At 34.9% G+C, this 18,682-nt stretch carries 16 protein-coding genes; 14 read left to right on the forward strand and 2 right to left on the reverse strand.

From position 1 onward, the window contains the following. Positions 1 to 382 precede the first annotated feature (382 nt). Entirely contained in the window at positions 383 to 1,381 is a 999-nt protein-coding gene (locus tag QLS65_RS05375; protein WP_282715693.1) for a GntR family transcriptional regulator, read from the reverse strand. A 101-nt stretch (positions 1,382 to 1,482) separates the two neighbouring features. Here QLS65_RS05375 and QLS65_RS05380 point away from each other — a divergent pair, with 101 nt between their 5' ends. From QLS65_RS05380 to QLS65_RS05415, 8 genes are all read left to right on the forward strand, one after another. After that, complete coding sequence (locus QLS65_RS05380; RefSeq protein ID WP_282715695.1) at positions 1,483 to 2,535, forward strand: aldose epimerase family protein; 1,053 nt, start codon at positions 1,483 to 1,485, stop codon at positions 2,533 to 2,535. 1 nt (position 2,536) lies between these two features. After that, positions 2,537 to 3,631 (forward strand): glycoside hydrolase family 53 protein, encoded by a 1,095-nt coding sequence (locus tag QLS65_RS05385; protein WP_282713491.1) that lies wholly within the window; start codon positions 2,537 to 2,539, stop codon positions 3,629 to 3,631. A 6-nt stretch (positions 3,632 to 3,637) separates the two neighbouring features. Beyond that, a complete protein-coding gene (locus QLS65_RS05390; RefSeq protein ID WP_282715698.1) occupies positions 3,638 to 4,684 on the forward strand; it encodes a glycoside hydrolase family 53 protein in 1,047 nt (348 codons plus the stop codon). 34 nt (positions 4,685 to 4,718) lie between these two features. Beyond that, positions 4,719 to 7,145 carry a DUF4982 domain-containing protein gene (locus tag QLS65_RS05395; protein WP_282715700.1) on the forward strand — a complete coding sequence of 809 codons (2,427 nt, stop codon included), beginning with the start codon at positions 4,719 to 4,721 and terminating at the stop codon, positions 7,143 to 7,145. A gap of 95 nt (positions 7,146 to 7,240) precedes the next feature. Then, on the forward strand, positions 7,241 to 8,410 hold the full coding sequence (galK, locus tag QLS65_RS05400; protein ID WP_282715702.1) for a galactokinase: 1,170 nt from the start codon (positions 7,241 to 7,243) through the stop codon (positions 8,408 to 8,410). Then, positions 8,410 to 9,489, forward strand: coding sequence for a UDP-glucose--hexose-1-phosphate uridylyltransferase (locus QLS65_RS05405; RefSeq protein WP_282715704.1), 1,080 nt, complete (start codon positions 8,410 to 8,412; stop codon positions 9,487 to 9,489). Before galK ends, QLS65_RS05405 begins: the two co-directional genes overlap by 1 nt. Further along, a complete protein-coding gene (gene galE, locus QLS65_RS05410; RefSeq protein WP_282715706.1) occupies positions 9,486 to 10,505 on the forward strand; it encodes a UDP-glucose 4-epimerase GalE in 1,020 nt (339 codons plus the stop codon). The genes QLS65_RS05405 and galE overlap by 4 nt, the downstream gene beginning before the upstream one ends. 361 nt (positions 10,506 to 10,866) lie before the next feature. After that, entirely contained in the window at positions 10,867 to 12,552 is a 1,686-nt protein-coding gene (locus tag QLS65_RS05415) for a sodium/sugar symporter (RefSeq protein WP_282713497.1), read from the forward strand. Between the two features lie 385 nt (positions 12,553 to 12,937). On the opposite strand, the gene QLS65_RS05420 is transcribed toward QLS65_RS05415, so the two are convergent. Further along, positions 12,938 to 13,285 carry a toxin-antitoxin system YwqK family antitoxin gene (locus tag QLS65_RS05420; RefSeq protein ID WP_282713498.1) on the reverse strand — a complete coding sequence of 116 codons (348 nt, stop codon included), beginning with the start codon at positions 13,283 to 13,285 and terminating at the stop codon, positions 12,938 to 12,940. Positions 13,286 to 13,513: 228 nt separating this feature from the next. Between QLS65_RS05420 and aspS the strand changes: the two genes are divergently transcribed. The 6 genes from aspS to QLS65_RS05450 all read left to right on the forward strand — a co-directional run bounded on the left by aspS (position 13,514) and on the right by QLS65_RS05450 (position 18,671). Next, positions 13,514 to 15,259 (forward strand): aspartate--tRNA ligase, encoded by a 1,746-nt coding sequence (gene aspS, locus QLS65_RS05425; RefSeq protein ID WP_282715709.1) that lies wholly within the window; start codon positions 13,514 to 13,516, stop codon positions 15,257 to 15,259. Between the two features lie 132 nt (positions 15,260 to 15,391). Next, positions 15,392 to 15,586 (forward strand): cold-shock protein, encoded by a 195-nt coding sequence (locus tag QLS65_RS05430; protein ID WP_007137066.1) that lies wholly within the window; start codon positions 15,392 to 15,394, stop codon positions 15,584 to 15,586. 299 nt (positions 15,587 to 15,885) lie between these two features. Then, the gene (locus QLS65_RS05435) at positions 15,886 to 16,251 is read left to right on the forward strand and encodes an NADH-quinone oxidoreductase subunit A (protein WP_282713500.1); all 366 of its coding nucleotides are present in this window, start codon (positions 15,886 to 15,888) and stop codon (positions 16,249 to 16,251) included. Between the two features lie 71 nt (positions 16,252 to 16,322). Beyond that, entirely contained in the window at positions 16,323 to 16,871 is a 549-nt protein-coding gene (locus tag QLS65_RS05440; protein WP_066335808.1) for an NADH-quinone oxidoreductase subunit B, read from the forward strand. Positions 16,872 to 16,875: 4 nt separating this feature from the next. After that, positions 16,876 to 17,397: an NADH-quinone oxidoreductase subunit C gene (locus QLS65_RS05445; RefSeq protein WP_099713780.1), complete on the forward strand. Its 522-nt coding sequence runs from the start codon at positions 16,876 to 16,878 to the stop codon at positions 17,395 to 17,397. Positions 17,398 to 17,432: 35 nt separating this feature from the next. Then, positions 17,433 to 18,671: an NADH-quinone oxidoreductase subunit D gene (locus QLS65_RS05450; RefSeq protein ID WP_282715712.1), complete on the forward strand. Its 1,239-nt coding sequence runs from the start codon at positions 17,433 to 17,435 to the stop codon at positions 18,669 to 18,671. Positions 18,672 to 18,682 lie beyond the last annotated feature (11 nt).

Consider the following 18,682-nt stretch of genomic DNA (forward strand, 5'->3'; position numbering starts at 1 on the left):
TAAGTATTTTTTGAAAAGTATAATATGATTCGTTTTATTATTTGTGTCCAAAGTTTCATAAGCGGGAGTAAATTTTTGTTTTTCTATACTAGAATTAGAAGGGAAAAAATTTATAGTGACTAACCGACAAAATCAGTGTCAGATAAAAAATATTTTATGTTTAAACCAAAAATTAATTAGTAACAGCTTCTTTTTTAGAGGATATGTGTGTAAAAAAATAATAAGTGTATAAAATACATTTACAAATGTAAACAAATTTTTTTAACAATGACAAATAAATTTTTTTTCTGTAATTTTAAAATAAGAATCGCATTTTTTTTGCCAATAAAAAATGGCAATACTATTTTTTTAAAAATAGTATTACCATAAGAAGATTGAATTGTTACAGTGAATTTCGAATTATTAACGTGCATTTGTTTTCTATTTGTTCTTTTTTACCTTTTAAAATCATTTGCGCCAAAATTCTTCCCATAGCATCAAAATTTGTAGAAATAGTTGTAATTCCGTTTTCAACTACTTTTTTTAAAGGGGTTTCATTATAGGAAATAATGCCAAAATCATCTCCTAATTGTAGGTTTTGAAGCTTTGATTTTTCAATTACACGTACTAAATCTCTATCGCTTGGAATAATGTATACTTCTCCTTTGTTAATCTTCTGATTTTCAAACTCAGTGATAATTTCATAATTAAAAGCAAAATCTCGGCAAAAATTCTCGAAGCCAATTCTCATTCCTAAAGGTTCTCTAAATCCAGGAAAAATCATAATTAGTTTTTCATATTTATCTAGTTTTGATTTTCCCTCTAGCAATCGGTCATAGATGTCTTTTACGAAGTTTTGATATACAGCCGGGAACGATTTTAGTTCAGGATTAGTTTGATCTAATATGTACACTTCATTTACTGGTAGGGTTTTTATAACTGATGCCGCCTCAGCCAAATTGGTAGGCATAATGATATATTTTGTATAATTTCCATTACTGTCATTTATTAGTTTTTGGAAAACTTGAATGTTAAAATGATGAAAGAAAATGTCAACCTGAACATCATTACCAATGTTTTTCAAGAATGCGTTGTAGATGTCTTCTTTGAAAATATTTAATTCATCAAAAAGTAAAAATATCCTTTGTTTTATGGTGACCGCGATACTTTTTACATAATATCCTTTTCCAGGAATTGCATAAATAATACCTCTTTTCTTTAATTCATCATAGGCTTGCAGGACTGTATCACGAGATAATGAAAACTCTATACTGACTTTGTTTACAGAGGGAAGTTTGTCTCCTTTTATCAGTTTTCCTTCTTCAATTCCCTTCTCAACGGTAATGATAATTTGTTTGTATTTAGGAATTCCAAGATTGTTTTGAATCGAAATAATTTTCATAAATGAATGAATTTTTTCGCAAGATACAAAAACTGGTAGGTACTGGTGTGTAATTTATGATAATTATTTTACTTTTGGTTTTCACATTTCATAAATAAATCATGAAAATAAAACACATATCACATTTTAAAGCTAATTCTGCTGTAGAATTATTTGGTTTTACATCAGATGGTGAAGAGGTTTCTCTTTATGAATTAACAAACAAAAACGGAATGCAGCTTAAAGTTACTAATTATGGTGCAACTATTACCTCGTTGAAAATGCCACTGAAAAGCGGAGAATTTGTAGATGTGGTTTTAGGTTTTGATACTTTAGAGGCTTATATCAAATCATTTGATTTGGAAAGCGCACCTTACTTTGGAGCTACAGTAGGAAGATTTGCAGGAAGAATAAGCGACAGCGAATTTGTATTAAACGGGACATCTATTCACTTAAAAAAAAATCATAAGAGTCATTCACTACATGGCGGAAATGGCGGTTTTAGTCAAAAAATATGGAAAGTCAAAAACATACATAACGGTAAAAATCCTTCCATGACGTTAGCTTATTTTAGTCCAGATCAAGAAGAAAATTTTCCAGGGGATCTATCCGTTGAACTTACATATACTTTGTCTGATGCTAATGAATTAATGATAAATTACACCGCGTCAACGACAAAAGACACTGTAGTGAATTTGACACATCATAGTTATTTTAATCTTGATGGGCACAAATCCAATGTTTCTGAACAAGAAATAATGGTCAACTCACACAGATTGTTAGAGAAAACTAATGAGAATATTCCAACTGGGAGGTTTTTGAACGTAGCAAATTGTCCTTTTGATTTTACGTCGCCCAGAAATTGTCCTTCTAAAATTGACAATACCTTTATTTTGAATAAAGAAAATGAATTTGCTGCTTCACTTTTCAATAAAAGCAATAATTTAAAAATGTCAGTGTATACCAATCAGCCGGGTGTTCATATTTATGTTGGCGGGAATTGTTTTAATACTTTAAAAGGAAAAGAAAATGCGGATTACCACCCTTTGAGCGGTATTTGTTTTGAGACACAAAATTTCCCTAATGCACCAAATTACAAGCATTTTCCCAACTCAGTTTTGAGAAAAGAAGAACTGTATTATCACAAAACTATTTATAAATTTCAATCTTTTTAATATGAAAAAACACATTTTGGTTTTTGGAGTATTTGCACTCCTGGGAATGTTTTTTTCCTGTTCAGCCAATGATACAAATGAAACGCCAATAGTTGAACCGCCAGTTGCGGAAGATACTTTTATAAGAGCTGCAGATATTTCTTTTCTGCCGGAAATAGAAAGTTCGGGAACTATTTTATACAACAATACCAAAGCGGAAGATATGCTTACGACTTTAAAAACTGCAGGTTGTAATGCGGTACGAATTCGTCTTTGGAAAAATCCTTCAAACGGACATTCAGGAATGACTGAAGTAAAAGCTTTGGCGGCACGTGTGAAAAAAGCAGGAATGAAAGTTTGGTTAACCGTTCATTATTCAGACACATGGGCAGATCCGGCAGTACAAACGATACCAGCTGAATGGAAAAATTTGTCTTTTACAGATTTAAAAACGGCGGTAGCTACTTATACTTCTACAATTATTACAGAAATTAATCCTGATATTATCCAAATAGGGAATGAAATAAATAGTGGATTGCTTTGGCCACAAGGTCATCTAATTAATCAGGAAGTACAATGCTTGGCCTTATTATCTGCGGCAAGCACAACTATTCGCACCAAAGCGCCAAATACCAAGATAATGATTCATTATGCAGGTGTTAAAGCTTCGGATACTAATTGGTTTTTTAATAAAATTAAAAGTGTAGATTACGATTATATTGGTTTATCCTATTACCCGATTTGGCACGGAAAAGATTTAGAAGTTGTCAAAACGACCATTAATACGTTAGGAAAAACATACAATAAAAAAGTAATCATTGCTGAAACGGCTTATCCGTTTACATTAGGATATAATGACTGGACTAATAATATTGTTGGTTTAGACACACAACTGGTTTCAGGGTATCCAGCTACTCCTGATGGGCAAAAAAGTTTTGTAATGGCAATAAAAACAGTCGTAAAAGAGTCTGAATTCGGCTTGGGATTTGCGTATTGGGGAGGCGAATGGATTTCTTTCAAAGGGAATCAAGCCGCAAATGGCTCTACTTTTGAAAATCAGGCTTTTTATGATTTTAATAATAAAGCATTACCTGTTTTGCAGGTGTTTAATAAATAAGTACACATGAAAAATTCACCAATGTATTTCCGATTCGTTTTGATGTCTTTAATGATTTCAGTGCTTTATTCTTGTAATATATCCAAAAATATTCAAAAAACATCAAAGAGTTCTTTTGCAAAAGGAGCCGATGTGGGATGGTTGTCACAAATGGAAGCCACAGGATACAAATTTTACGATACTGATGGCTCTGAAAAAGATTGCTTGCAACTGTTGAAAGACAGAGGAATGAATACCATTCGCCTTCGTGTTTGGGTAAATCCAAATGACGATAAAGCCAGTGGACATTGCAGCAAGGAAGAAACCGTTGTCATGGCTTTGCGCGCTCAAAAAATGGGAATGCGTATCGTGATTGATTTTCATTACAGTGATTCGTGGGCCGATCCAGGCAAACAATTCAAACCAAAAGCTTGGGAAAATCATACTTTTTCAGAGTTAATGACGGATGTGTACGACCATACTTTTGATGTTTTGAGCGCATTAAAATCAGCTGGAGTTACTCCGGAATGGGTTCAAGTAGGGAATGAAATTCCAGGAGGCATGATGTGGCCGGAAGGAAGTACTAAAAATTGGAGCCAATTGGCACAATTACTCAACAAAGGCTATGAAGCAACAAAGGCTATTGATGCTAAAATCAAAGTAATCGTTCATCTTGACGAAGGTAACAATAGTGAAAAATTCAGATGGTTTTTTGATAATGCTACAGCAAATAATGTAAAGTACGACGTGATTGGGCTGTCCTATTACCCTTTCTGGATCAAGAAAGATTATACCGAAACCATTGCGGATTTAGCCAATAATCTTAACGACATGGCTACCAGATATAACAAAGAAGTGATGGTTGTAGAAGTTGGTGGTGAATATGACAAAGTGCAAAACACGTACGGAATGTTAGCAGCAACAATCAAAGCGGTCAAAGCAGTGCCAAATAACAAAGGACTTGGTGTTATTTATTGGGAACCACAGGGCGAAAAGAGTTGGAGTCACTATTCGTTAAGTGCTTGGCAATCTGACGGGAAGCCTTCGCCGGCTTTGGATGCGTTTAAAGAATAATTTGGATTAATAAAATTTTAAAAAAGATTTGAAAATGAAGAAAGTAATACACGTTCTGTTTGTATGTTTCACTTTTACACAATTGGCTGTGTCTCAAACACGAGAAGTTAAAGTGTTAGATACCAATTGGAAATTTCAAAAAGGCGATTTTGAAGAGGCAATTAAAGTAAATTTTAATGATTCGAAATGGGAATCCGTAACTGTTCCGCATGACTGGGCAATTTATGGGCCTTTTGATAAAAATGTAGACATACAAAAAGTTGCCATCGTTCAAAACGGAGAAAATATAGCCACTGAAAAAACAGGAAGAACTGGCGCTTTACCTCATATTGGGACAGCGTGGTATCGCAATACATTCACATTGCCTAAAGATGTAAAAGGGAAAAAAATAATTTTACTTTTTGAAGGCGCAATGAGCGAACCTCAAGTGTATTTAAACGGAAAAAAAGTAGGAGAATGGGCGTATGGCTATAGTTATTTTTATTTTGATGTTTCCCAATTTATACAAGAAGGCGCAAACACATTGTCAGTAAAACTAACCAATAAAGAGTTTGCTTCCCGCTGGTATCCTGGTGCCGGTTTATACCGAAAAGTAAGTGTTATTATAAAAAATAACGAAAGCATTGACCAATGGGGTCAGTTTGTAACGACACCTTTTATAAGTTCAGAAATTGCGAAAGTTAACATTAAGACCAAAGCTTCTGGAGAAAATACTCGTTTAGTCACCACTATTTTTGATGCCGAAGGACAAAAACTTAGTTCAGAGGAGTCGATTATGCAATTCGGAAAAGAATTCGATCAAAATTTAAAAGTAGAAAAGCCAAAATTATGGAGTCCCGAAACCCCTTATTTGTACAAAGCGGTTTCCCAATTATATGTAGGAAAAGAACTGAAGGATGAAATTTCAACCCGTTTTGGAATTCGCGAAATAAAATACGAGGCCAATAAGGGGTTTAGTCTTAATGGAAAGATAACCAAATTTAAAGGAGTTTGTTTGCATCATGATCTTGGTCCGCTTGGAGTTGCCGTAAATAAAGCCGCGTTGCGCAGGCAAATGGAGATTTTAAAAGATATGGGCTGTAATGCGATTCGCAGTTCGCACAATATGCCTTCTTTCGAGCAATTGGAGTTGGCGGATGAAATGGGATTTATGTTTCTAGCAGAGAGTTTTGATGAATGGGTACTGCCAAAAGTAGAAAATGGCTACCATCGTTTTTTTGAGGAATACGCTGAAAAAGACATCGTGAATTTAGTGCAGGCAACAAGAAATCATCCTTCTATTGTGATGTGGAGTTCTGGAAATGAAGTGCCTGATCAATGGGGAGAAGCTGGTGTAAAAAGAGCCAAATGGTTGCAGGAATTATTCCATAGAGAAGACCCAACACGTCCGGTAACTGTAGGTATGGATCAAGTAAAAGCGACTATGGAATCTGGTTTTGGAGCTTTGCTGGATGTTCCGGGGTTGAATTATCGGGTACATTTATATGATGAAGCATTTAAAAAATTTCCGCAAGGGTTTATTTTAGGTTCAGAAACAGCTTCAACGGTTAGCTCCAGAGGGATTTATAAATTCCCTGTGGTGCAGGAAAAAATGAAACAATATCCTGATTTTCAATCTTCCTCTTATGACCTGGAAGCCTGCAGCTGGTCTAACGTACCTGATGAAGATTTTGTGCTTCAGGATGATAAACCTTGGGTAATTGGAGAGTTTGTTTGGACAGGTTTTGATTATTTAGGAGAGCCTACGCCTTATGACGAAAACTGGCCGTCTAGAAGTTCTTATTTTGGAATTAATGATTTAGCTGGTTTACCAAAAGACCGTTATTATTTATATAGAAGTCGTTGGAATACAAAAGAATCAACACTTCATGTCTTGCCACATTGGAACTGGGAAGGCCGTGAAGGAGAGATAACTCCCGTTTTTGTATACACGAGTTACAACAGCGCGGAACTTTTTATAAATGGCAAAAGCATGGGAGTGCAGAAAAAAAATAAAAGTACACCACAGAATCGCTATCGCCTGATGTGGATGGATGTGAAATATGAGCCAGGAACAGTAAAAGTGGTGGCTTATGATGACAATGGAAAAGCTGTTGCTGAAGAAGAAGTACGTACTGCCGGCAAGCCTTATAAAATTGTTTTAGATGCGGACAGGAAAACAATCACTGCCGATGGCGAAGATATATCTTTCGTGACCGTATCTGTAGTGGATAAAAATGGAATTCTTTGTCCTACAGCGACTAATCAGTTAAAATTTAAGGTTTCAGGAGCGGGTACTTACCGTGCTGCCTGTAATGGTGATGCTACTTCACTCGAGATGTTTCATAAAGATACCATGAAACTTTTTAGTGGGAAGTTGGTAGTCCTCGTGAAATCTACTACAACTGCGGGTGATATAAAACTTGAAGTAAATGGAGGTGGGCTTAAGAGCGGTAAATTGATTTTGGCTGCTGCCAAATAAATAAAAATCTTAAAAAGAAAATAGTTGTTCAAGTATCAAGTACGGCTTTAAAACGAATACTTTAACAATTTCAAAATAACGGTAATTTAAAGAAAATGAACGATTCATTAATTAAAAAAACGACAGCTTTCTTTGAAGAAAGTTTTGGTTCAGCACCCAAAAAAATAGTACTTTCTCCGGGAAGAATTAATATTATCGGAGAGCATGTCGATTATAATGACGGCTATGTTTTACCAGCAGCAATTGACAAAATCATCTGCTTTGCTTTCGAAAAAAGTAATTCCAATACCTCGAAAATTATTGCGATTGACCTTGACGATTCGTTTGAAGTTGATTTGACAACGGAGATGGAATTGACGGATACTGTTTGGACGAATTACATACGTGGAGTTATCAATCAATTGAAAATTAAAGGTTTTAAATTTGATGGATTCAATTGTGTTTTCAGCAGTAATATTCCTGTAGGTTCCGGTTTATCTTCTTCGGCGGCACTAGAATGTGGATTTTTGTTTGGAATCAACGAGCTTTTTGAACTGAAAATAAAACCTGTTGATATTGCCTTAATGGGGCAAAGTGCAGAACATTGGGTAGGCATCAATTGCGGGATAATGGATCAGTTTTCGAGTGTTATGGGACAAGAAAATAAGGTAATAAAAATTGATTGTAAGACCTTAGAATATGAATATCATAATGCGAATTTTAATGATTATTCTTTGATTTTATTTGATTCAAATGTAAAACATTCCTTAATGACATCTGCTTATAATGAGAGAAGACAGCAATGTGAAGAAGGGATTGCGATTATAAAAAGTAATTTTCCTGAGATAACTAGTTTTAGAGATTGTAACGAAGAACATATTTTAGGATTACAACATGTAATGAGTGCCAATGTTTTTAAAAGGTGTCTTTTTGTGGTAAAAGAAATCAAACGAGTAACGCAGGCTTGTGATGCTTTGGACGAAGGAGATATTGAAACCTTGGGTAAATTAATGTTTGAAACACATCAAGGATTATCAGCTGATTATGAAGTAAGTTGCACCGAATTGGACATGATTGTGAATACACTTAAAAAGGAAGAAGCCGTAGTAGGTTCCAGATTAATGGGCGGTGGTTTTGGTGGATGTACCATCAATTTAATAAAAAAAGGACATGAAGAGCGAATTAAACAGCAGCTTTCTGAACTTTATTTAGATAGTTTTGGAATAGAATTAAAAATTTACGATGTAAAAATCGGAAATGGAACATCAATTTATATCGCGAAATAATGAAAAATTTTGATATCAACGAAGATCCGCACAGACGTTATAATCCGTTAATCAACGAATGGGTTTTGGTTTCTCCACACCGTTCGAAACGCCCTTGGCAAGGACAAAATGAAACAGTAACTTCGGATGCATTGCCTGAATATGACCCAACATGTTATTTGTGTCCTGGAAATGTTCGAGCAAATGGAATGGTGAATCCGGATTATGAAAGTTCTTTTGTTTTTGAAAATGATTTTGCCGCTTTAAAGCAAGAAGAAATTGCATTTGAAGAGAACAAAAACGACCCGAGCGACAGCGAAATGGCGAAGCAAACTTTTTTTAGAGCTAAACCAGAAAGAGGAATTTCTCGTGTGGTTTGCTTTTCGCCAAAACATAATTTGACGTTGCCGGAAATGCCAGCAACTGCGATTGAAAATATCATTCATACCTGGCAAAAAGAATACACGGATTTAGGTAATGTTGACTACATCAACCATGTTCAGATTTTTGAAAATAAAGGAAGTGTTATGGGTTGCAGTAATCCGCATCCTCACGGGCAAATATGGGCGCAATCGTCTTTGCCGACTGAGGTGGAGAAAACGCAAAATAACTTAAAAGCTTATTTTGAAAAACACAAGAAAACACTTTTTCAGGATTATTTAAATGAAGAAATGAAACTCGACGAGCGCATTGTTATTGAGAATCATCATTTTGTGGCATTGGTCCCTTTTTGGGCGATTTGGCCGTATGAAACGATGATTGTCAGCAAGCGAAATGTGAGTAAAATAACGGATTTCACTGAAATGGAAGTAACCGATTTTGCGGTTATTTTAAAACAATTGACTACAAAATATGATAATCTTTTTGAAACGTCATTTCCGTATTCATCCGGAATTCATCAGTCACCTACTGATGGAGAATTGCATCCGGAATGGCATTTTCACATGCATTTTTACCCACCGTTGTTGCGTTCTGCAACCGTAAAGAAATTTATGGTAGGATATGAAATGATGGGTGAATCACAACGGGATATTACGCCTGAGAAAAGTGCCGCGGTTTTAAGAGAACAGTCTAACGTACATTACAAAAATAAATCATGAAAATAGTTGTTACCGGAGGTTTGGGATTCATTGGTTCGCATACCGTAGTGGAATTACAAAATGAAAATTTTGAAGTAGTTGTTGTTGATAATTTGTCTAATTCTTCAATTGATGTTTTGGATGGCATAGAACGAATTACAGGTAAAAAACCGCTTTTTGAACAAATAGATTTAAGAGATAAAGCAGCTGTTCAAGTTTTCTTTCAGAAGCATGAGGATGTGGCCGGAGTGATTCATTTTGCTGCCTCTAAAGCAGTTGGTGAAAGTGTCAAAGAACCCTTGTTGTATTATGAAAACAATGTTGCTTCGCTGGTTTACATTTTACAGGAGTTACAGAAAAAGCAGGAAGCTAATTTCATCTTCAGTTCATCTTGTACCGTTTATGGTCAAGCCGAAGTGATGCCCATTGCCGAAACTACGCCTGTACAAACGGCTATGTCTCCGTATGGAAATACCAAACAAATTGGCGAAGAAATTATTACCGATGTCACTAAAGTAAGTAACGTCAATGCTATTTTGTTGCGTTATTTTAATCCAATAGGTTCTCATCCATCAGCTGAAATTGGGGAACTGCCTATGGGTGTACCGCAAAATTTAGTTCCTTTTATTACTCAAACCGGAATGGGTTTGCGTGAATCATTATCCGTTTATGGAAATGATTACCCAACGGTTGATGGAACTTGTGTTCGCGATTATATTCACGTAGTTGATTTGGCGAAAGCCCATGTCATTGCTTTACAAAGATTAGTGAACAAAAAGAATGCAGAGAAATTAGAAGTTTTTAATTTGGGAACCGGAACCGGAAGCTCGGTACTGGAAGTGATTAGCGCTTTCGAAAAAGTTAGCGGCCAAAAATTACCTTACACGATTGTTCCAAGAAGAGAAGGCGATGTGACTTCGGTTTATGCCAATACCGATAAAGCGAATACTGTGCTTGGATGGAAAACACAGTCAACTTTGGAAGAAGCGATTGCCAGTGCTTGGAAATGGGAACAAAAGGTCAGAAATAGCCGTTAAAAATTTATGGAATCCATTTTTTGTTGTGAAACATGTATAAAAATGGGATTTAGATAGTAGTTTAAGTGCTTTTTTTAAGATTTAACCTATACAATAATAATAAATGTAAAAAATACATTTATAAATGATGTAAATAAATATTTTTATTTTACTTTTGACTTTCATAATTCATAAAAAAACAATAAAATTAAAATACATATCACATTTTATATTCAATTCTATAATGGAATTGTTTGGTTTTAAGCCAAGTTGTGTGTGATTTGTTTAAAAAAAAGCAGTATAATTACATTAATAAAAACAATATATAATACAAGACAATAATCTCATTCATTTATATTAATTTCTAAAAAACAAATTACTCATGAACCAGAACCTTGCTTTTGCTGATTACGCAGTATTTATTATCTATTTTATCGTGGTATCCACTTACGGATATACCGTTTATCGCAAACGTGAGAAAAACGAACATGATGCCAAAGCTTATTTTCTTGCTGAGGGAACATTGACATGGTGGGCTATTGGAGCCTCCTTGATTGCTTCTAATATTTCAGCTGAACAGTTTATTGGAATGAGTGGGGAGGGGTTCTTTTTAGGAATAGCAGTTGCCGCTTATGAGTGGATTGCCGCTATTGCATTGATTATTGTCGCCGTTTGGTTTATTCCTGTTTATTTGAAAAACAAGATCTATACCATGCCTCAATTTTTAAAAACAAGGTATAACGAATCAACTGCTTTAATTATGGCCGTTTTTTGGTTGTTCTTGTATGTATTTGTAAATCTTACTTCTATTTTATATTTAGGTGCTGTTGCTATTAATGGGTTAGCAGGTGGTGAATATTTACACGCTATTATGATTGGGCTTGCCGTTTTTGCTTTAGTAATCTCTTTAGGAGGTATGAAAGTCGTTGCATATACGGATGTAATTCAGGTTGCGGTTTTAATTATCGGTGGACTAGTTACATCATATATTGCTTTAACTACAGTTGGACAATATTTTGGAGTTGGAGAAAATGCTATTGCAGGTTTCAAGGTGTTAATGAGAGAAGCTCCGGAGCATTTCAAAATGATTATCCCGGAACCAACTGCTACTTCTTCTCAAAATGATATTAATAAGTATCTTACTTTTCCGGGGATGATGTCATACTTGGCGGGTATTTGGATTATTAATCTTAATTATTGGGGTTGCAACCAATACATTACGCAGAGAGCTTTGGGTGCCGATTTACAAACTGCCCGTACCGGTATTTTGTTTGCAGGTATTTTGAAATTATTAATGCCACTTATTGTTATGTTACCGGGTATTGCTGCTTATGTTTTATATGAAAACGGACATTTGCCTCAATTGGTAGGTGGAAAAGATGGGGCGTACTCTGCAGTGCTAACGTTTTTACCAACAGGTTTGAAAGGATTGTCTGTTGCTGCTTTAACAGCTGCTATTGTTGCTTCTTTGGCTGGAAAAGTGAATAGTATTTCTACTATTTATACGTTAGATGTGCATAAAAAATACATTCAAAAAGATGCGAGTGACAGAAGTCAGGTAAACATAGGGAGATATGCTGTTTTTGCAGCGATGCTTCTTGCTGTTTTGTTTACTTGGAATGATATTTTAGGAATTGGTGGTGTAGGTGGGTTTACTTATATCCAAAAATATACGGGTTTTATTAGTCCTGGAGTTTTTGCCATGTTTTTCCTTGGAATGTTTTGGAAAAGAACTACTGGAACTGCTGCAATAATAGGGGTGATTTCCGGTTTCTTATTGTCGGTTTTGTTCAACGAATTTGCACCGGCATTATTTGGCACAGAAACATTACTTTACACAGCTTACACCAATGGAAAAGGCGGATATGAAATACCATTCCACATTTGTATGGGATTGTCATTTATGTTTACAATGCTTATTATGATTGCAGTGAGTTTTGCCGGACCAAAAGTGAATCCAAAAGCTTTTGAGTTAGATACTGAAATGTTCAAGGTAAAACCACAAACAACAGTATTAATCGTAATTACTTTATTGATTATTTTTGCATTGTACGCTAAGTTCTGGTAGTATATAACAACTAGTTTCAAGATACAGGAATAACTATCATTGCCGTTTAGTTAAGATCAGTTGGTAATCCCAAATGAAAACTTAACTAAACGGCATTTGATTTTAAATGTATTTGGAGTACGTAACAATAGATTTTGAAAGCGTTTCCACAAAAGAATTTCTGTGTTGTTAAAGTAAATAGAATCGCTGTAAGACAATTTAAATACCAGAATTAGTACTGGTAAATCTTGCGATATTAGCCGTGTTTCAGGCGGATTAATTGGTCCCTTTTGTGAATTTTTAAAGTGATTGAAAGTATAGTGTTTACTACTTATTTAGTAAATAGTAGACATAAAAAAAGCTTCCGTTCTTCGGAAGCTTTTTTTATGTCTTAATAGATGATTTATTAGTCTCTGTTAACCAATGCGTCTTGTTTCCATGTTTTTACGGAAGCAATTCTGCTGTTAGAATAGTCTACTTCGTTTAACTTATTTCCATTCCAAAAAAGCCATTTTCCAGTTTTTTCTCCATTTTCATAATTAGCAACAGATAATCTATTGCCATTTGTGTCATATGAAGTCCAAACTCCGTCTAGTTTTCCATTTTTAAAGAAACCTTCTTGTTGTACTTTTCCATTTTCAAAGTAGTAAGTTGTTTTTACTAATTCACCTACAGCTTCTAATTTTGGATCGTTCTCTTGAGCAAAAGCTATTCCTGAGAAGATTAATGCGGTTAAGATTATATATTTTTTCATGGCGTTTGGGTTTTTAAATTCATATTAGCTTAACAAATATATAAAACATTTTACAATAAAAAAACTTTAAGTTAACAATTTAGTAACATTGGAGTAAAATTTAACATTGGGAATACAATTTTGAGTAAAAATCTAACACTAAAAAATGGTATTTCTCAATTCATTATTCATAATTAGTCCTAAATTTGCACCCGAGCCTAAAGGGCAAAACAATCTAAAATTAGAATAATGTATAGAAGTCATAATTGTGGCGAGTTGAATGCCTCACATATTAATACAGAAGTTACACTTGCGGGATGGGTTCAAAAATCACGCGATAAGGGATTTATGAACTGGATTGATTTACGAGATCGTTATGGAATTACGCAATTAATTTTTGACGAAGGTCGTTCAGATAAATCAGTTTTTGAATTAGCAAAAACCTTAGGGCGTGAATTTGTAATTCAGGTAAAAGGAACTGTTATTGAGCGTGAAGCTAAAAATAAAAACATTGCAACTGGCGAGATAGAAATTTTAGTTACTCAACTTACTATTCTTAACGCATCTCTTACGCCTCCTTTTACAATTGAAGACGAAACGGATGGTGGTGAAGACATCAGAATGAAATACCGTTACCTTGACATTCGAAGAAATCCAGTGAAAAACAGTTTGATGTTTCGTCATAAAGTAGCGATGGAAGTGCGCAAATACCTTTCGGATTTGGATTTTTGTGAAGTAGAAACGCCTTATTTGATTAAATCTACTCCAGAAGGAGCAAGAGATTTTGTGGTACCTTCTCGAATGAATGAAGGACAGTTTTATGCGTTACCACAATCTCCTCAAACGTTCAAACAATTATTGATGGTGGGTGGAATGGATAAATATTTCCAAATCGTGAAATGTTTCCGTGACGAAGATTTACGTGCAGACAGACAGCCGGAATTTACGCAAATCGATTGCGAGATGGCTTTTGTGGAGCAAGAAGATATCTTGAATGTTTTCGAAGGATTGACAAGACATTTATTAAAAGAAATAAAAGGTATTGAAGTAGAAAAATTTCCAAGAATTACATACGAATACGCCATGAAAACATATGGGAATGACAAACCGGACATCCGTTTCGGAATGGAGTTTGGCGAGTTGAATGAAGTGGCGCAACACAAAGAATTTTCAGTTTTTAATGCTGCGGAATTAGTGGTGGGAATTGCGGTTCCGGGAGTTGGAAACTATACTCGTAAGGAAATAGATGGATTAATTGACTGGGTGAAACGTCCTCAAGTGGGTGCATCTGGAATGGTCTATGTGAAATGTAATGAAGACGGTAGCTATAAATCATCAGTAGATAAATTCTACGATCAAGACGATTTAACAGAATGGGCAAAAATCACTGGCGCAAAAGCTGGAGATATGATTTTTGTGCTTTCTGGTCCAGCCGATAAAACGCGTGGACAATTAAGCGCATTGCGTATGGAATTAGCAACGCGATTAGGATTGAGAAACCCGGCTGAATTTGCACCTCTTTGGGTAGTTGATTTTCCTTTATTGGAATTTGACGAAGAAAGCGGTCGTTACCATGCTATGCACCATCCTTTTACTTCTCCTAAGCCTGAAGATATGCATTTATTGGAAACGAATCCAGGCAAAGTTCGTGCTAATGCGTATGATGTGGTTTTGAATGGAAATGAAATTGGTGGTGGATCGATTCGTATTCATGATAAAGCGACACAACAATTGATGTTCAAATATTTAGGTTTTACCGAAGAAGAAGCCAAGGCTCAATTCGGATTCTTAATGGATGCTTTCCAGTTTGGTGCACCGCCACACGGAGGTTTGGCTTTTGGATTGGATAGATTGGTGGCAATTCTAGGTGGTCAGGAAACAATTCGTGACTTCATTGCTTTTCCAAAAAATAATTCAGGAAGAGATGTCATGATTGATGCTCCGTCAGCAATTGATGATTTGCAATTAAAAGAGTTGCATATAAAATTAGCGTAGTTGTACTTTATCGATTAAATTTGTTAGAAAACGTTGAATATCAATATTTTTACAAAATAAAAAGAGAAGAATGTCTTTCGTATTATATTAAATATTACATTTGCTCCATTATAAATTATTATTACTATTACAATGCGTACAGGTACAGTTAAATTTTTCAATGAATCTAAAGGTTACGGATTCATTACAGACGAAGAAACAGGAAAAGACATTTTTGTTCATGCATCAGGAATCAACGCGGAAGAATTGCGCGAAGGTGACAGAGTTAGCTATGAAGAAGAAGAAGGAAGAAAAGGAAAAGTTGCTGCGAAAGTAGCAGTTATCTAAGCATAAAAAAATTAATTTTTTTTGCCTACGAATGTTTAAAAAACGTTCCGATTTATTTCGGAACGTTTTTTTTTTATTCAAAATTGTTGTCGTTTTCGGAATAAACAAGCCTTGTTTTTAGAATTGTTAATTTTTTAAACGTTAAACACATCTTAAGATAAAAATCTTTTCTTATTTATAATTAATAAAAATTGTAAATTTACAACGTTGTAGTTGCGATGTATTTTTGAGTTTTTATTGTTATTTAATAATTTGAAAGTTATCTTTGTGGCTTATTTTTATTCAAAAAAATCGATAATATGCAATCCGATCAATTAAATTATATACCAATTTTAATGCAGTTTATCCTAGCTGTAGGATTTGTTGTAGGAACTATAATAGTTTCAGGAAAATTAGGCCCTAAAAGATCTTCTGAAATCAAAGATAAGAACTTCGAATGTGGGATTGAATCTGTTGGAAATGCGAGAATTCCATTTTCAGTTAAATATTTCCTTGTAGCCATCTTATTTGTTTTGTTTGACGTTGAGGTGATTTTCTTGTATCCATGGGCAATCAATTTCAAGGAATTGGGAATGGAAGGAATGGTTAAAATGGTGATTTTTATGCTTTTGCTTTTGGTGGGATTTTTCTACATCATCAAAAAGAAAGCATTAGAGTGGGAATAAAAATTTATTTTAAATGCTGATTTTAAATGATGTCATTGTAATTCAGAATTTATAATTCAAAATAATAAAAAATGAGTGATTCAAATATAAATATGGTTGCCCCTCCGGAAGGCGTTGTTGGTGAAGGTTTCTTTGCTACAAAGCTGAATGATGTTGTGGGATTGGCTCGTGCAAATTCATTGTGGCCTTTGCCTTTTGCAACATCTTGTTGTGGGATTGAATTTATGGCAACAATGGCTTCGCATTACGATTTGGCACGATTTGGTTCTGAAAGAGTGAGTTTTTCTCCTCGTCAAGCGGATATGCTAATGGTAATGGGGACGATTTCGAAAAAAATGGCGCCAATTTTACGTCAGGTTTACGAACAAATGTCAGAGCCTCGTTGGGTAATTGCTGTTGGAGCTTGTGCCTCATCTGGTGGAATTTTTGATACTTATTCTGTTTTACAAGGGATTGATAAAGTAATTCCGGTTGATGTTTATGTTCCGGGTTGCCCGCCAAGACCAGAGCAAATTGTTGACGGAGTTATGAAATTGCAAGAGTTGGTTAAAACGGAATCGGTAAGAAGAAGAAGTTCTCCAGAATACCAAGAATTATTAGCTTCTTATAATATCAAATAAAATAATGGCGCTAGAAACGATACAAATCCAAGAAAAATTAGTTGAAACATTTGATTCAGCTGTTTTTGAATTCAATCAGGAAAGAGATATATTTTCATTTGAAGTCGCTGCCGATAAAATTACGGCGGTGATTCTTTTTTTGAAAAATGATCCAACATTGCGTTTTCATTTTTTAACTGATTTGTGTGGGATTCACTATCCTGACAATGATGTGGATCATCAATTTGCAGTGGTGTATCATTTGCACAATTGGTACGAAAACAAAAGAATTAAAATCAAGGCATTTATCAACGGTGAAAATCCAGAAATAAAAACGATATCAAACATTTTCTTGAGCTCTAATTGGATGGAAAGAGAAACATATGATTTTTATGGGATAAACTTCATTGGTCATCCACAATTGAAACGTATTTTGAATATGGATGAAATGATTTCTTTTCCAATGCGAAAAGAATTTCCAATGGAAGATAGCGGAAGAACAGATAAAGATGACCGTTTCTTTGGAAGAACAACCGACAATTATTAAAAACACACACTATTATAATTTTTCACATTAAATAAATGTCAGAACTATTATTACCACCAGAGCATCGCTATGCTAAAAGAATTGCTGCCCAACTAAACGATGACGGAAGCGAGCTTTCGATCTTAAATTTAGGGCCTACTCACCCAGCTACACACGGTATTTTTCAAAATATCTTGTTGATGGATGGAGAAAGAATTCTAGAAGCGGAACCAACTATTGGTTACATTCACAGAGCTTTCGAAAAAATCGCTGAAAATCGTCCTTTTTACCAAATCACACCTCTTACTGATAGAATGAACTATTGTTCATCGCCTATAAACAATATGGGTTGGTGGATGACATTAGAAAAATTGTTGGATATTGAAGTTCCTAAAAGAGCACAATATTTAAGAGTAATTGTAATGGAATTGGCTAGAATCACGGATCATATCATCTGTAATTCAATCCTTGGTGTGGATACCGGAGCGTATACCGGATTTTTATATGTGTTCCAATTTAGAGAAAAAGTGTATGAAATCTACGAAGAAATTTGTGGAGCTCGTTTGACAACTAATATGGGAAGAATTGGTGGTTTCGAAAGAGATTGGTCACCAGAAGCTTTTAGAAAATTAGATGTTTTTTTAGCGGAATTTCCTGCTGCCTGGAAAGAATTTGAAAACTTATTCGAAAGAAATAGAATTTTTATTGACAGAACTATAAATGTTGGAGCTATAACGGCTGAACAAGCTATGGCTTACGGATTTACAGGTCCAAATTTACGTGCTGCAGGTGTCGATTATGACGTCCGTGTAGCGCAACCGTATTCTTCTTATGAGGATTTTGATTTTATTATTCCTGTTGGGAAATCTGGAGATACTTACGATCGTTTTTGTGTTCGTAATGCCGAAGTTTGGGAGAGTTTGAGTATCATTCGTCAAGCATTAGAAAAAATGCCGGAAGGAAATGACTTCCATGCTGATGTTCCGGATTATTACCTTCCTCCAAAAGAAGATGTATACACAAGTATGGAATCATTGATTTACCATTTCAAAATTGTGATGGGTGAAGTTCCTGTTCCAGTTGCCGAAATATATCATCCTGTTGAAGGTGGAAATGGAGAACTAGGCTTTTACTTGGTTACTGACGGAAGTCGAACTCCATATAGATTACATTTCCGCAGACCTTGTTTTATTTACTATCAAGCGTATCCAGAAATGATTAAAGGTTCATTACTATCGGATGCAATTGTTATTTTGTCAAGTTTAAATGTTATTGCCGGAGAATTAGACGCTTAAAAGATATCAGA

Source organism: Flavobacterium algoritolerans (assembly GCF_030010385.1).
GTDB classification, from domain to species: domain Bacteria; phylum Bacteroidota; class Bacteroidia; order Flavobacteriales; family Flavobacteriaceae; genus Flavobacterium; species Flavobacterium algoritolerans.

Bases quoted from the DNA above. Each gene is read 5' to 3' on its own strand.
- QLS65_RS05420 (WP_282713498.1), bottom strand. From the start codon at position 13,285: ATGAAAAAATATATAATCTTAACCGCATTAATCTTCTCAGGAATAGCT.
- QLS65_RS05440 (WP_066335808.1), top strand. From the start codon at position 16,323: ATGAGTGATTCAAATATAAATATGGTTGCCCCTCCGGAAGGCGTTGTT.
- QLS65_RS05380 (WP_282715695.1), top strand. From the start codon at position 1,483: ATGAAAATAAAACACATATCACATTTTAAAGCTAATTCTGCTGTAGAA.
- QLS65_RS05395 (WP_282715700.1), top strand. From the start codon at position 4,719: ATGAAGAAAGTAATACACGTTCTGTTTGTATGTTTCACTTTTACACAA.
- QLS65_RS05385 (WP_282713491.1), top strand. From the start codon at position 2,537: ATGAAAAAACACATTTTGGTTTTTGGAGTATTTGCACTCCTGGGAATG.
- galK (WP_282715702.1), top strand. From the start codon at position 7,241: ATGAACGATTCATTAATTAAAAAAACGACAGCTTTCTTTGAAGAAAGT.
- QLS65_RS05390 (WP_282715698.1), top strand. From the start codon at position 3,638: ATGAAAAATTCACCAATGTATTTCCGATTCGTTTTGATGTCTTTAATG.
- QLS65_RS05435 (WP_282713500.1), top strand. From the start codon at position 15,886: ATGCAATCCGATCAATTAAATTATATACCAATTTTAATGCAGTTTATC.
- QLS65_RS05430 (WP_007137066.1), top strand. From the start codon at position 15,392: ATGCGTACAGGTACAGTTAAATTTTTCAATGAATCTAAAGGTTACGGA.
- QLS65_RS05375 (WP_282715693.1), bottom strand. From the start codon at position 1,381: ATGAAAATTATTTCGATTCAAAACAATCTTGGAATTCCTAAATACAAA.
- galE (WP_282715706.1), top strand. From the start codon at position 9,486: ATGAAAATAGTTGTTACCGGAGGTTTGGGATTCATTGGTTCGCATACC.
- aspS (WP_282715709.1), top strand. From the start codon at position 13,514: ATGTATAGAAGTCATAATTGTGGCGAGTTGAATGCCTCACATATTAAT.
- QLS65_RS05450 (WP_282715712.1), top strand. From the start codon at position 17,433: ATGTCAGAACTATTATTACCACCAGAGCATCGCTATGCTAAAAGAATT.
- QLS65_RS05445 (WP_099713780.1), top strand. From the start codon at position 16,876: ATGGCGCTAGAAACGATACAAATCCAAGAAAAATTAGTTGAAACATTT.
- QLS65_RS05405 (WP_282715704.1), top strand. From the start codon at position 8,410: ATGAAAAATTTTGATATCAACGAAGATCCGCACAGACGTTATAATCCG.
- QLS65_RS05415 (WP_282713497.1), top strand. From the start codon at position 10,867: ATGAACCAGAACCTTGCTTTTGCTGATTACGCAGTATTTATTATCTAT.